This is a genomic window from Streptomyces tropicalis (assembly GCF_029269835.1).
GTDB lineage: Bacteria > Actinomycetota > Actinomycetes > Streptomycetales > Streptomycetaceae > Streptomyces > Streptomyces tropicalis.
This window is the reverse complement of sequence record NZ_JARJBB010000003.1, coordinates 18485-31999: the sequence shown is the minus strand read 5'-3', so window position 1 is coordinate 31999 and position 13515 is coordinate 18485. Positions and strand designations below refer to the sequence as shown.

At 74.9% G+C, this 13515-nt stretch carries 8 protein-coding genes; 2 read left to right on the top strand and 6 right to left on the bottom strand.

Features of this window, described 5'->3' with window-relative positions:
• Positions 1 to 89 precede the first annotated feature (89 nt).
• The 5 genes from P3H78_RS06740 to P3H78_RS06720 all read right to left on the bottom strand — a co-directional run bounded on the left by P3H78_RS06740 (position 90) and on the right by P3H78_RS06720 (position 8937).
• Entirely contained in the window at positions 90 to 977 is an 888-nt protein-coding gene (locus P3H78_RS06740; protein WP_276107886.1) for a FadR/GntR family transcriptional regulator, read from the bottom strand.
• A 162-nt stretch (positions 978 to 1139) separates the two neighbouring features.
• Complete coding sequence (locus tag P3H78_RS06735; RefSeq protein WP_276107885.1) at positions 1140 to 3710, bottom strand: ABC transporter ATP-binding protein; 2571 nt, start codon at positions 3708 to 3710, stop codon at positions 1140 to 1142.
• Between the two features lie 221 nt (positions 3711 to 3931).
• Positions 3932 to 4690, bottom strand: a complete 759-nt coding sequence (locus P3H78_RS06730) for an NUDIX hydrolase (protein WP_276107884.1) — start codon at positions 4688 to 4690, stop codon at positions 3932 to 3934.
• A 134-nt stretch (positions 4691 to 4824) separates the two neighbouring features.
• A complete protein-coding gene (locus P3H78_RS06725) occupies positions 4825 to 6744 on the bottom strand; it encodes a glycogen debranching N-terminal domain-containing protein (protein ID WP_276107883.1) in 1920 nt (639 codons plus the stop codon).
• 516 nt (positions 6745 to 7260) lie between these two features.
• Entirely contained in the window at positions 7261 to 8937 is a 1677-nt protein-coding gene (locus P3H78_RS06720) for a DUF4192 domain-containing protein (RefSeq protein WP_276107882.1), read from the bottom strand.
• A gap of 163 nt (positions 8938 to 9100) precedes the next feature.
• Between P3H78_RS06720 and P3H78_RS06715 the strand changes: the two genes are divergently transcribed.
• Together P3H78_RS06715 and P3H78_RS06710 are read left to right on the top strand one after the other, a co-directional pair.
• The gene (locus P3H78_RS06715) at positions 9101 to 11266 is read left to right on the top strand and encodes a RecQ family ATP-dependent DNA helicase (protein WP_276107881.1); all 2166 of its coding nucleotides are present in this window, start codon (positions 9101 to 9103) and stop codon (positions 11264 to 11266) included.
• 467 nt (positions 11267 to 11733) lie between these two features.
• A complete protein-coding gene (locus P3H78_RS06710) occupies positions 11734 to 12348 on the top strand; it encodes a hypothetical protein (RefSeq protein ID WP_276107880.1) in 615 nt (204 codons plus the stop codon).
• Between the two features lie 497 nt (positions 12349 to 12845).
• On the opposite strand, the gene P3H78_RS06705 is transcribed toward P3H78_RS06710, so the two are convergent.
• The gene (locus tag P3H78_RS06705) at positions 12846 to 13457 is read right to left on the bottom strand and encodes a hypothetical protein (RefSeq protein ID WP_276107879.1); all 612 of its coding nucleotides are present in this window, start codon (positions 13455 to 13457) and stop codon (positions 12846 to 12848) included.
• Positions 13458 to 13515: the final 58 nt, after the last annotated feature.

The following is a 13515-nucleotide window of genomic DNA, read 5'->3' as shown; positions in this document are numbered from 1 at the left end:
GCGCGGCCGGGCGGGGTGGCACGGCCGGCCGAGCCCGGGCGTGCCGTCCGCTCGAGAGGACGGCAGAGCCCGGCCCGTGCCCGACTGTTTCAGTGCTCGCGCGGAGCGGGGACCACCCGCTCGACCTCGGGGTGCACCGTCAGCAACTGGCGCATCGCGGCTTCCGCCGCCGCGCCGTCGCCCGCGGCGAGCGCGTCGGCGATGCGGGCGTGCTGCGCCAGGGAGCTGTCGTTGGGCCGCTCGCACCCGGTGACCGGGCCGCCGGACACCTGGAGGGCCGCGGAGACGATCCCGGACAGGTGCTCCAGCATGCGGTTGCCGGCGACCTGGATGAGCAGGGTGTGGAACTCGGTGTCCGCACGGGAGAACGTGAGGGCGTCACCCTGTGCCAGGGCATGGCCCATGATCTCGACCATGTCGACGAGGCGCTGCTGCACGTCCTCGCGGCCGTGTCCGGCGGCAAGGCGAGCGGCGAGCGGCTCGATCGTCCAGCGCAGCTCGTTCAGCTCGCGACGCTGGTCGTCGCGCTGCGGCCCGAAGGCCCGCCACTCGATGATGTCCGGGTCCAGGAGGTTCCAGTCGCTGACCGGGCGCACCCGCGTGCCCACATTGGGGCGGGCGCTGACCAGGCCCTTGGCCTCCAGGACTCGGAGTGACTCGCGGACGACGGTGCGGGAGACCTCGAAGCGCTGGCCGATCTCCTCGGGCACCAGGGGGCGGTCGGCGCCCAGGTCGCCGGAGACGATCATCTGACCCAGCTGCTGAACGAGTTGGCCGTGCAGTCCGCGGCCGCGGTTGCCCGAGGGGCGGCGGCCGACACGGCCCAGCTCCTGATCGGGTCCGTCCCAGGACGGGGCTCCCACGCGGTCGGGGACGGGCGACTCCGCGTAGGGGTAGCGGTCGAGTCCGCCCGGACCGACGAGGCCGGAGTCTGAGGAACGGGCGGCGGTCATCATGGTGTGCGCAAGGGTACTCACGGATCCTTTGTCGGCGCTGTCTCCAACTCCCTTGAGGTCTTTGGTGAAAAGCACACGAAAGGGTGATCGCTCCCTTCGTCGCAATTGACGCCTTATCGGAAAGAAATGCGCGGTACCCGTGGAGTTGCGCACACGGCACGACCGAATCGGCACGAAGGGCGTTCACCCCGCCCTGTTCCGCAGAGTGGTCAGCAGATAGGCGGACAACAGCGCGACCAGCGACAAGGTCAGCGCGCCACCCACGGGTTGGGCGACGACCCGCACCGCTGCGGCGAGATAGCGGTCCCCTCCGAAGGGCCACTGGAGCAGGAACGTCCGTCGCAGCCGGAAGGGGAGACCGGCCGCCGCGCGCGCGTTCGCCCCGGTGAGGACCTTCGCCAGCACGGGCACCACGAGCACCGGTACGGCGACCACGGCCGCGAGTCCGGCCGTGGTGGAGCGGAACAGTCCGGCGGCCAGGACACCGGCCCAGGCACATCCCACGACGAGCCCGGTCCAACTCGCGGTCGGGGCGAGCCAGTCGCCGGGAACTTCGGTGAGCTCCCGTCCGTAGGCGAGGTAGAGCACTTCGGCGTCGCATCCGACGGTGAGGAAGGCGAGCAGCAGTCCGGTGAAGGTGGCGACGAGCAGTTTCGCGGTGAGCAGCCCGAGCCGGCGGGGCACCGACCCGCGGTCCGCCGCCAGAGCGGGGTGGCGGAACTCGTCGCCGAAGGCGAGGGCACCCAGCAGTCCGGCACCGAGGGCCGCGGGCGGCAGGGGCAGGCTGTCGGGCCAGGCCGCCAGCAGGCGCGGCTGTGCGGTGTGGCCGAGCCGCCCCAGGACCAGGGCGATGAGGGCGGAAACGCCGAGGACCGCGGCACTGATGAGAAAACCCGTGCTGATTCCGGTCGCGCGACGCAACTCGTAGCGCAGCGGACGGAGAGGCTTCGGGCCGGGCCGTACGGAGATGGGAGGCGGAAGGGAGGACACGAGGTCGGGCGGGGCGGTGTCCGCCGGACGCGGGGTCGGAATACCCGCCGTCTGCGACGTCCTCGTGGCTGTGGGGGACGCCTGATGCGCACCCCGGTGCGGGCGGTCGCCGTCGGACGGGACGTCCGCCACGGACGGGAAGGAGATCCCGGACGGAGTGCCCGTCACGTACGGGAAGGAGATCCCGGACGGTGTACCCGTCACGTACGGGAAGGAGATCCCGGACGGTGTACCCGTCACGGACGGAACGGAGCCGTGGGCGCGGCCGGCAGCGGTGGCGGCACCGTCGGAAAGAGCAGTGCCGCCGGCGCCTGCACCGGCGGCGCGCGGCGTCGGGGAGGCGGCACCGGCAGGTGCCGCGTCGGGACGGCCTGTGCGCGTGGACGCGGAGGACGCGGTGTCGACACCGACCGTACGTGCGTCGGCCGAGGACGTCGTGTCGCGACGCGCGCCGGCAGCCACCGACTCGGCGTGCCCGGAGGCCCGCCCGTCCGCACGGCGGGCACGGACGGCCCCCTCGGCGACGGCACCGATGCCGTCGCCGGAACCGTGACCGGGTGCGCTCCGGCCCTCGTCGGACCGCAGGGCCGAGTCGGCGTGGGCGCGCTCGGCGGCCTGCGACCGCGGTGCGTGCGAGGCACGGGCTCCGGACGGCACGTGTTCCGCCGCGGCCACGGCCGGCCGGTCGCCACGCGGGGCGGGTGCATCGCCGGATCCCCGGTCGCCGGACTCCGTACGCCTCGCGCCTGGACGGCCGGACCCGGCGGCCCCGCTCTCCCGGCTGGGTTCCTCGGCCGCCGCGGGGCACGGCTCCGCCGCGGCCGGTGCCCCGTGCGGGAGCGGCTCAGCTGCGGCCTGCGCGGCGTCCGGGGAGGCGGTTCCCGCGCCCGGACCCATGTCCCGCACCTCGTCGGCGAGTTTGTGGATGAGAATGCCGTGGCGGAACGCCGCTTCGCCGATGTCCGCGCACGTACTGCCGTAGACGGACAGACGGTTGCCTTCCTCCCGGACGACCTCGACGGAGCGGCGAGCGGTACGGGCCTCCTTGGCCAGCAGGGCGGCGAGGCGGGCAGCATGCGGGCTGCGCACGACGACCCGGGGGCGCAGCCGGGTGCGGGCGAACTCCGCCGCGTCCTGCTCCGCGGCGAGCCGGCCGCGGTCGAGGGTGACGACGCGGTCGGCCGTGCGCGCCGCCTCCCTGGAGTCGGCCGTGGTGAACAGCACCGTGCCGCCCTCGTTCGCGTGGGCCCGCAGCATGGCGTGCACCCACTGGCCCTCCTTGGTGGACAGTCCGCCGGCCGGATCGTCGAGGACCAGGGTGTGCGGGTCGGTGAGCAGGACACAGGCCAGACCCAACCGGCGGTCCATGCCCCGCGACAGGACGCCCAGCCGCTCGTCGCGGAGGCTGACGATCCCGACGACTTCCAGGACCTCGTCGGCGCGCCGGGCGGGCAGGCCCGCGGCGGCGCAGAGCATGCGCAGATGCCCGCGGACGGTGCGGGACGGATGCCCCGGGACATCGCCGAGCAGGACGCCGACCTCGCGGGCCGGGTGGGGGACGCGGTGCAGGGGGCGACCCCTGAAGTACGCCAGACCACGGCCTTGTTGGAGTTCGAGCATGAGTCTGAGGGTCGTGGTCTTTCCCGCACCCGGCGTCCCGAGGAGCGCGGTCACACGGCCCGCCTGCGCTTCGAAGGAGACGTCGTCGACGGCGGGGGGACGGTCCTTACGGGAGTCGCTGGTCAGTCCGAAGGCCTGGATCACTCGCAGCAAGATAGCGCGTTATGTCCCATTTATCCGGTATCGCGGCGCGCGTTGACTGCAGCCTCCCTCATCGCCACGTCGCGCACCGGCTGACTGCAGGAACGTTAACTCAGGGGGTCCGTCGGCCCCGTTCGGCGCACCGGTCGCCCCGCGAGTGCGTCGTGGCCCGCCGGCCCCGCCGCACCGCACGCCGACACACCCCGCCGAACGACCCCCGGTCCTCAGACTTCGGGGCGCAGCATCGGCGGGTTGAGCAGGGTGGCTCCGCCCGCATGGAAGAGCTGGGCGGGACGGCCGCCCTGACGCGTGGTGGTGCCCCCGGTCGGCACCAGGAAACCGGGGGTGCCGGTCACCTTGCGATGGAAGTTCCGCGGGTCGAGGGCCACACCCCATACGGCCTCGTAGACACGACGCAGCTCACCCACGGTGAACTCCGGCGGACAGAACGCGGTTGCCAGGGACGAGTACTCGATCTTCGAACGGGCGCGCTCCACTCCGTCCGCGAGGATCCGGGTGTGGTCGAAGGCGAGCGGAGCGACCGCTTCCCCGGCACGGCCGTACCCGCTCTGCTGGAGCAGTTCCTCGACGGGCGCCCAGCGTGCGTTGCTGGCGTCGCCTCCGGCGCGGGGGGCGGGCAGGTCGGGGGCGAGGGCCAGGTGCGCGACACTGACGACGCGCATGCGCGGGTCCCGCTTGGGGTCGCCGTAGGTGGCGAGCTGTTCCAGATGGGCGCCGTTGTCCTGGGCGGGCACGTCCGGGTCGTGGGCGCACAGCCCGGTCTCCTCGGCCAGCTCACGCGCCGCCGCCTGCTCCAGGTCCTCGTCGGCCCGGACGAAGCCGCCGGGCAGCGCCCACCGCCCCTGGAAGGGGGGCTCGCCCCGGCGCACCGCCAGCGCACACAGGGCGTGGCGGCGCACGGTCAGCACGACCAGGTCCACGGTGACGGCGAAGGCTGGAAAGGCTGACGGGTCGTAGGGCATGCCGCGATCATAGTCGTCTTCCTGACGATAAACACTCCCTCCGTCGGTCTCCTCGGCGACTCGTCCGCTGCGTCGCTCCTGCCACGCCCGCTCCCGCGCCGCGGCGTCGTCACGTCCCCGGCGGCCGTCCGCGGTCACACTCCCAGTTGCAGACCGTCGGCCGCCTCCTCGACCAGGGCCGCTCCCAGCCGGCTCACCCGCACCGAGAAAGGGGCACCGGCCACCCGCAGACCGGTGAGGCCGATCTCGCCCAGCGGTGCGGTGCGCAGCGGGCGGAGAGTGACCGTACGGGCCGGTGCGTCGGGGCGCATGCCCGCGAGGGCCGTCAGCAGGGCCACGACGGAGGCTGCCGACGTCGCCGACGGACGGCAGGCGGCAGGGTGGGGGACGGGCGCACTGCCCTCCGTGCGCTGCTCCCCTGCGTACATCTCGGGCAGCCGGTGACCGAAGGAGCCCGCGGCCGCCATGACGCCGCGCAGGAGGGCGCCCGCCTCCGTCTCGTGACCCGCCGCGGCGAGGCCGGTCACCGCCGCGGCGGTCTCCTGGACGCGCACCGCCCCGGCGCGATGCCCGAAGGGGTTGTGCCCCGGCTCGCCGACGGCGAGGCTCCGCAGTCCCCAGCCGGAGTCCATCGCGGGATGCCCGAGCAGCCTGGCGACCTGCTCCGTCTGCACCTTGTCGAGGAGGCCTGGCGCCGGCTCTCCCCCACCCAGCAGGCCGGTGTCGAGGAGGTGCACGGCAGCCGCGCCGAGATGCGGCACGAGACGTCCGTCCGGACCGCGTGCGGCGGCCGGTCTGCCCCCGCCCCGGTCCTCGGCCCAGAAGTCCTTCCGGAACGCGGTCCGCAGCAACTGGGCCCACTGCCGCAGCTCGGCGCCGCCGGGCCGGCCGAAAGCATCGAGGAGATCGGCGCCGAGCAGGGCCGCGCGGTGTGCGTGGGCCTGGGTCTCGCAGCGCGTGGGACCCCCCGGCAGGGTGTCGGGCAGGTAGGTGCCGTCCGGGACGGAGGCCAGCAGCCATGTCAGGCAGCGCTCGGCGGCCGGCAGCAGCTCCGCCGTCTCCCGGTCGGGCAGGCCCCAGCGGCGGGCCTCCGCCAGCAGGACGGGGAAGAGCAGCGTGGCCTCCGTCGCGGTGCAGACGGGCGGGAGGTGAGGGCCGGCGTCCCTGCGGGGGCCGGGGATCATGCCGGACTGCGATGCAGGGCCGGCCAGTTGGGTGCGCGCGAGGGTGCGCAGGGTGCCAGCCGCGAGCCGGGTGCCCAGGGGCAGGGCCATGCGGGCGGCGGCGAGCGCCTCGGCCGGGGCGAGACCGCACCGCCAGGGCGCTCCAGCGGCGAGATGCAGATCCGCGGGGTGCGCCGGATCGCGCAGCAGCAGCGCCTGAAGGTCGTCGATGCTGGTGCGCAGGAGCGTGTGGACGCCCGGGTCGTCGCCGAACGCCTGGACCGGGGCGAAGAGGTTCGCCGCCGACCGCCCCGCCGCGCGGAGCGGCCCCGCCCCGTCCTGCCGCACCCGAAGTTCCACCGCCACGGTGCCGCCCGGTGGCAGAACGAACTCCCAGCGCAGCAGCCCCGCGGAGGCCAGCGCGTCCGCAGGTGGCGGATCCGCGGTGACCGACACACCGACGGTGCCGTTCGTCCAGTGCAGGCCCGAGTCCCTTACGGTCGCAGTCAGTTCTCTGCCGGCCCGCCCCGCTGCGATCGCGCTCAGCTCCGCGAGATCCGTGCCGAGCGCCATCTCCACCGGCAGGCGCAGCGCGCGGAGTGCAGTGCTGCGCAGGACGGTCCGCTCCGTGCCGTCCGCGTCCCGGGTGCGCTCCACGACCACGTCGGGGTCGGGCCCCGAGCCCGGGGCGGCGCGCACCGTACCGACGAAGCGGACGCGGTCGGCCGCGATCATCCGGGTCTGGACCACGAGGGGTTCCCGTCCGGCGACCCGGAGCACGTTGCGGGAGAGCAGGCGCCTGCCCGCCCGGTAGACCCCCTCCAGTCCCCGGCCGCCGAGCTGCCCCTGGGGCGTGGAGACGGCGAGGCCGGGAAGGGCCGCGCAGATCATCGTGTCGTGGGTGGCCGGCAGGTCCGTGAACGGGCTCGGAGGCGGTGGCGCCGTAGGCGGCCGCTCGCCCCGCGGTCCCGGCGCGTACGGGGGTCTCGCCCCGGGGACGGGTGGTGGAGGGCTCGTGACTCCGCCCGCGGGGCGGCCCGTGGGTGGCCGCGGGGCCACGTCGGCGCGCGGCGGTGATGACGGCCCGTCGGGAGCCACGGGAGGGGCGGCGAGAGGGGAGGTCGGCTGGGGCATGGGCGGCTTCCTCTGCGTACGGGGGTGGCCTCGGACGGCGTCGGGGCCCGGCACGGACTCCGGACGGGTGCGGGAAGTGCGGCGGGGGGCGCCCGGACCCGGCGCTCCGCCACTCAGGTGAACGGCGGCGGACTCGTCCGGGTCACGCCCGGGGCGGGAAAGCCCGCCGTTCGGCGGTGGCACAGGGACGGCTGAGCGGTGCGCCGGTGCACGGGGCCGCATCGTGCGCGGAATCCGTCGTCGTCCCCCTCAGGCACTCAGGCACTCAGGCACTCAGACGGGGATGCCCTCGTACGCGCAGCTCCCCTCGTCCGGCTCCTGCCCGGACCGGCCGGACCCGCTGCCGCCGTCCTGCGGGGCGGTGCCTGCACACGCCCCTCCCGCCGTCCGTGAGGAGGCGGGTCCGGCCGCCCGCCCGGTCCCGGGCCGGGTCCCCCCGGATGTGTGGACGCGATCTCCCCGCGATGTCCCGGCGCGGGCGTCCTTCCCGGGGTGGGTGCCGCCACGGGAGAGTTCGCGGGCCGGTCGGCCCGCGCGGGTCCGCCGCCTGCGTCGGGTCGCCGCCTGCGGCGATACGGGCGAGCGGGTACCGCCGCAGCCAGGTCGCCGGGGCTCTCCCGACGGGGTGCCGGCGGCCGCGGCACTCAGGTCACGCGGCCCCGGCTCCGTGGGATCGCCACAGGGCGGCGGCGCTGTCACTGCTTCCGCGGTCGGCCCGCCGGGTTCCTGGCGGCCTCGGCGCTCCGCTCGGAGGCATCGGCGGATGGATTCCGGGTCCAGGCCCTCGTTGCACGCCTGGTGGAGGAGGCGTGCGAAGAGGTAGTCGGGGTCGGCGCCCAGGGCCATGGCCAGCGCTTCGCGGGCCTCCACGCCGTCGCCGGTCGACCAGGCGACCCATCCGGCGAGGGTGAGCGGCGCCGCCGCGTGCTCGCCGTAGGGCCCGACGCAGCGTCGGGCCAGGGCACGCCACAGGCGCAGCGCGGGGGCGGCCTCGTCGCCCTCCATCCAGGCCGCCGCCCGGTCGCGGGTGGTGCGGTCCTGGAGTCCGAGGATGAGGGCCGCGGCCTCCTCGTGGCCGATCAGCCCGTCGTCGCGAAGGTCCGCCGGCGTGGTGCCGGACGCGCGCGGCGCCTCGGCGAGGCGCCGCATGACGCGCTCCGCGAGGGCGAGCGTCTCTTCCGCCACCGCCGTGCGGCTTTCCTCGTGGAGGATGCGAGGCACCAGGGTCGTCCCCGCGGTGTCCAGCGCGACCTCCTGCTCCAGGGCCGCGGAGACCTCCCAGGGGAGCAGCCTGGCCCGCAGCTCGCGCAGGCTGCCGCGCACCTGGATCCCGGCGTAGGCCGCCGCGGCTGCGAGGACGGAGGTGCCGGGCAGGCCCATGGGCAGCCCGGCGGCGGGGCAGCACTTCTCGTTCGGGCAGCAGTACGACCAGAAGCGGCCGTCGGAGATGCACAGAGCCTCGATCACCGGGACGTCGAGGCGGCCGCACTCGGTGCGCAGCTTCTGGGCGAGCGGCTCGAGCCTCCTCCTGACGTCGTGCCCCGATTCGCCGGGACCCGGTTCCTGGCACAGGAAGGCGACCATCTGCTCGGGCTTCGCGCCCCGGCGCTCGCTGCCGGTGATCAGGCCGTGGGCGAGCTGCCGGGCCGCGGACGGCCAGTCGCCGCCGCTCGGCGGGATGCCGAGCCTGGCCCGGCCGCCGAACCGGCCGCGCCCGCCGTGGTCGTGCAGGGCGACGAGGACGATGCTGTCCTCGGGCCGGTACCCGAGCAGGTAGGGCAGGGCGTCGGCGAGCTCGGCCGGGGAGCGGAGCGTGACCTGGTGCTCTGCCGCCGGGCCCGCATACGTTTCGAAGGCGATGTCACCGCTTTCGCCGTTGTCACCTTTGTCGCTGTCGCCGCCGTTGTCTTCGTTGCCGATGGATCCAGTCGTTTCGCTGTGATTCGTCATGCGCCGACGATCTCGCGGAATGTCGTTGCCCGCTTGAGCCTGTGGACAACTCCAGCCGTGAGCACGTCAATCACGCCCCGGGGCTGGGGAACAGCAACCGTCGCCCGTCCTCGATCCACAGCCGCGGCGCCGCCTGTCCGTCCGATCCTGTTGTATGGAACGCATGGAGCACACGAGCAACGCGGACCTCAGGACGGCGGCCGATGCGGTTCTGGCCCGCCTCGTCGGGGACGACACGGGCACGGCCCGGCTGCGCGAGGACCAGTGGCGGGCCATCGAGGCGCTGGTGGCCGATCACCGGCGGGCGCTGGTCGTCCAGCGCACGGGCTGGGGCAAGTCCGCCGTGTACTTCGTGGCCACCGCGCTGCTGCGGGCGCGCGGCGGCGGCCCCACCGTGATCGTCTCCCCGTTGCTCGCGCTCATGCGCAACCAGGTCGAGGCCGCGGCCCGCGCCGGCATCCACGCCCGCACGATCAACTCGGCGAACACCGAGGAGTGGGACGCAGTCCAGGGCGAGATCGCCGCGGGCGCGGTCGACGTCCTGCTGGTCAGCCCGGAGCGGCTCAACAACCCCGACTTCCGGGACGAGGTCCTGCCCAAGCTCGCGGCCGCCACCGGGCTGCTGGTCGTGGACGAGGCCCACTGCATCTCAGACTGGGGCCACGACTTCCGCCCGGACTACCGGCGCCTGCGCACCATGCTCTCGGATCTCGCGCCGGACGTTCCCGTCCTCGCGACCACCGCGACCGCGAACGCGCGGGTGACGGCGGACGTGGCCGAGCAACTGGGCACGGGCGGCACCTCGGACGCCCTGGTGCTGCGCGGTCCGCTGGACCGGGAGAGCCTCAGCCTCAACGTGCTGGCACTGCCGGACGCCGCCCACCGCATGGCCTGGCTCGCCGACCACGTCGACGCGCTGCCGGGATCCGGAATCGTCTACACGCTCACCGTGGCGGCCGCCGAGGAGGTGACCGCCTTCCTGCGCAGCCGCGGCCACGCCGTCGCCTCCTACACCGGCAAGACGGAGAACGCGGACCGGCAGCAGGCCGAGGACGATCTCCTGGCCAACCGGGTCAAGGCCCTCGTCGCCACCTCGGCCCTCGGTATGGGCTTCGACAAGCCCGACCTCGGCTTCGTCGTGCATCTCGGGTCGCCGTCGTCCCCCATCGCCTACTACCAGCAGGTGGGCCGGGCCGGCCGCGGCGTCGAGCACGCCGAAGTACTGCTCCTCCCGGGCAGGGAGGACGAGGCGATCTGGGAGTACTTCGCCTCGCTCGCCTTCCCGTCGGAGGATCTGGTGCGCCGCACGCTCGACGTGCTCGCCCGCGCGCAGGGACCGGTGTCGCTCCCGGCCCTGGAGCCGCAGGTGGAGCTGCGGCGTTCCCGGCTGGAGACCATGCTCAAGGTCCTCGACGTGGATGGGGCGGTGCGGCGCGTCAAGGGCGGCTGGATCGCGACCGGCCGGCCGTGGTCGTACGACGCCGAGCGCTACGCCTGGGTGGCCCGGCAGCGGAAGGCCGAGCAGCAGGCGATGCGCGACTACGCGACGGCGACGGGCTGCCGCATGGAATTCCTGCAGCGTCAGCTCGACGACGACTCCGCCACGCCGTGCGGTCGCTGCGACAACTGCGCGGGGGCCCGTTTCACCGCGGACACCTCGGCGTCGGCCGTGGACGCCGCGCGCGCGGACCTCGGCCGCCCCGGGGTCGAGGTGGAGCCGCGCCGCATGTGGCCGACCGGGCTTCCGGCGATCGGGGTGGACCTCAAGGGGCGCATCCCGCCCGCGGAGCAGGCCGCGCCGGGGCGGGCCCTGGGACGGTTGTCGGACATCGGCTGGGGCAACCGGCTGCGGCCGATGCTCGCACCGCAGGCCCCCGACGGCCCCGTGCCGCAGGACGTGGCACGAGCCGTGGTGGACGTCCTGGCCGACTGGGCCCGCGGGCCGGGCGGCTGGGCCTCGGGGGCGGCGGACGGGCAGCCCCGTCCTGTCGGCGTTGTCACCGTGGCCTCGGGCACCCGCCCCCGGCTGGTCCGGTCGCTGGGCGAGCACATCTCCGAGGTGGGCCGGCTGCCCCTGCTCGGCACGGTGGAGTACACCGGCGAGGCGCACCGCGTGCCCCGCAGCAACAGCGCCCAGCGGCTCAAGGCGCTGGACGGGACGCTGACGGTGCCCCCGGCCCTGGCCGCCGCCCTCGCGGAGAAGCCCGGACCGGTGCTCCTCGTGGACGACTGCACCGAGACCGGCTGGACCCTGGCCGTCGCGGCGCGCCTGCTCAGACGGTCGGGCGCCCAGGCGGTGCTGCCACTGGTTCTGGCCGTCCAGGGGTGAGTCCGGCGGGGTCGCGAGCCGCGGGGACCCTCGTGATCACGCCGGATCGGGGGCGCGTCCTCCCGACCGGCACCCGCAGCCGTCCGCCGGGTGCGGGCGCTCCCGGCGGGCCGGGTCGCACCTCGGCCCGGATGCGGCGCACCCGGCAGTACGGTGGTGCACGCGCCGGGTGGCTGCGATCACCGTGTGTGCGGTTCTCTGGACCGCATGTGCCCGCATGCCGTAGGAACGGACGGGATCGGCGAAGCCGGGCGTCGGTCGGTGACGCACTGGGTAGGGATATAAGCCACGGCTCGCCCGATAACGGCCCGTGGCCCCAATTGCTCGTTGCCGCATCCCAGTTCGACAGGAAGAATTGAGGTCCGCTCCCCGCTCGGCCCGGCCGTGATCAGGTAGGGCTCTGCTGCGGTGTGCGCTCCCGAATCCGACCCCGCCCGCAGTGTGGGCGCGTAGCCGAAGGGAGGAACGTGACCTTCGGACTCGCTCCGTCCTCGGCGGCATCGCTGTCGTCGTCCGCCGCCTCCGCCCATCGTGTGCTCGAACCCGCGGAGTGGGCCGCCGCGGGCATCCCTCTGCTGCGCAACCCGCGGGAGGTCGTCAGCGGACTGCACACCCGGCACGAGCCCAGGCCCGCGACCGTCGTCCTGGCGGTCCTCGACCCGGACGAGCGCCTGCGCGCCAGCGCGTCCTTCGTCCGGCGGCCGGCACCGGCCGACGGCTGGATGTTCCGCAACGCTCTGCTCGCCCAGCTGCGCCGGGTGATCCCGCACGATCTGCGGCGCCGCACCCCGGTGCGCACCGCCGTGCTGCTGCACTGCCGCGAGGGCGACGGGCGTTGGACGGAGGAGGACGGTGCGTGGATGTGGGGCCTGCGCGACGCCTGCACACTGCACGGACTGCGTTGCGGGGCGTACATCACGCTCACCCGCGACGGCTGGCAGGTGCTCGGCGAGGACCGGGGCGGCCGACGGCCCAACGCCCACTCGACACCGGAGCCGATGGGCTCCGCCGACGCTCCGCTCCCGCTGCCGCGTACCGGTGGTGCCGCCTCCGAAGTGCTGCGCCGCGCTGCCGCCCGCTGACCGCGAGGACAGCCCTCCGGTCCGGTCCGCTCCAGGACGGCCTCCCCCGCACCGCGCGCCCCGTCGGGTGCGCCGGATCCGCGTCGCGGGCGGGACACGGCACGCCCCGACCGGTCGGGCAGCGACGATCCGGTGGTCCTCACCCGTCGGGCGGCGACGGACCGGTGGAGTTCCGCGGAGGCCCAGGCCGCAGCACCGGCGCACTCACGCGACGACCCCGCGGACGGGGCTCGGCGGCGGGACCGGGGGCAGTCACACGGCACCGGGCGCGTCTCCCCCGGACCTGGCACGAGCCCGTCGCCCGCACGGCCCCCGACCGCCGACGCGCACGGCCCCCGACCCCCGACGCAGAGGCGGCTTCCGCTGCCCGGGACTTCCCGGGCATGCCTCGGCGACCGCTGAGCGGGGCGACCGGGGGGCGCCTTCCGGACCTCACACCCGCCGGGAACCGGCGGCCGAACCGGACGCGCCGCCTCCCCGGCCGATCGGCGAGCGGCTCAGACGCCCGCGCCGAGCGCCGAGTTGATCTGCTGCGGGTCACCGCAGACGATCAGCAGGCTGCCGGCTCGAGTGTGGGCCACGGGCAGGGCGGTGGTGGCGGAAGCAGCTCCGCCGTTGATCGCGACCACGACCACGGGCCGGGTCCCGGCGCGGGAGACGTGGGCGGCGTCCGCGTAGAAGACGTCGTCGCCCGCGTCGTGCTGCGCCCAGTAGGCGGTTTCGCCGAAGGACAGCTCGTGGGCGGCCCACGGGTGCGACTCACCGGTGGTGACCACCAGCACGTCGCCGGGGGCACGACCGGAGTCGAGCAGCAGGTCCACGGCTTCCTCGGCGGCGTCGAGCGCCCCCTCGGCGGATGCGGGGATCAGCTGGATCTGCGGGGCCGCGGCGGCCGGGGCCGGCGCTCCGGGCCTGGCCGCGCCCGACTCCCGCGCGGCGCGCTGCGTCGGCAGCGCGGGCCGGGGACCGGGACGACCGGGCCGCGAAGGGGCCGCGGGGCGGGGACCGGGTACGGGACGAGGGGTCGGCGCGGTGCGGCCGGTGGCCGGAGCGACGCGGGGACCCTGGACACTCTCGTGAATCTGAGGCTCCTCGGGAAGGAGAGGCATGGGCTGATGTTTATCAAACGTTGGTGCGGCTCGCGCAGGCGGGTGGCACATCCGAGCG

What these genes read in the sequence shown, in the direction of transcription:
- P3H78_RS06705 (WP_276107879.1), bottom strand. Translation starts at nt 13,457, where the DNA reads ATGCCTCTCCTTCCCGAGGAGCCTCAGATTCACGAGAGTGTCCAGGGT.
- P3H78_RS06730 (WP_276107884.1), bottom strand. Translation starts at nt 4,690, where the DNA reads ATGCCCTACGACCCGTCAGCCTTTCCAGCCTTCGCCGTCACCGTGGAC.
- P3H78_RS06715 (WP_276107881.1), top strand. Translation starts at nt 9,101, where the DNA reads ATGGAGCACACGAGCAACGCGGACCTCAGGACGGCGGCCGATGCGGTT.
- P3H78_RS06725 (WP_276107883.1), bottom strand. Translation starts at nt 6,744, where the DNA reads ATGATCTGCGCGGCCCTTCCCGGCCTCGCCGTCTCCACGCCCCAGGGG.
- P3H78_RS06720 (WP_276107882.1), bottom strand. Translation starts at nt 8,937, where the DNA reads ATGACGAATCACAGCGAAACGACTGGATCCATCGGCAACGAAGACAAC.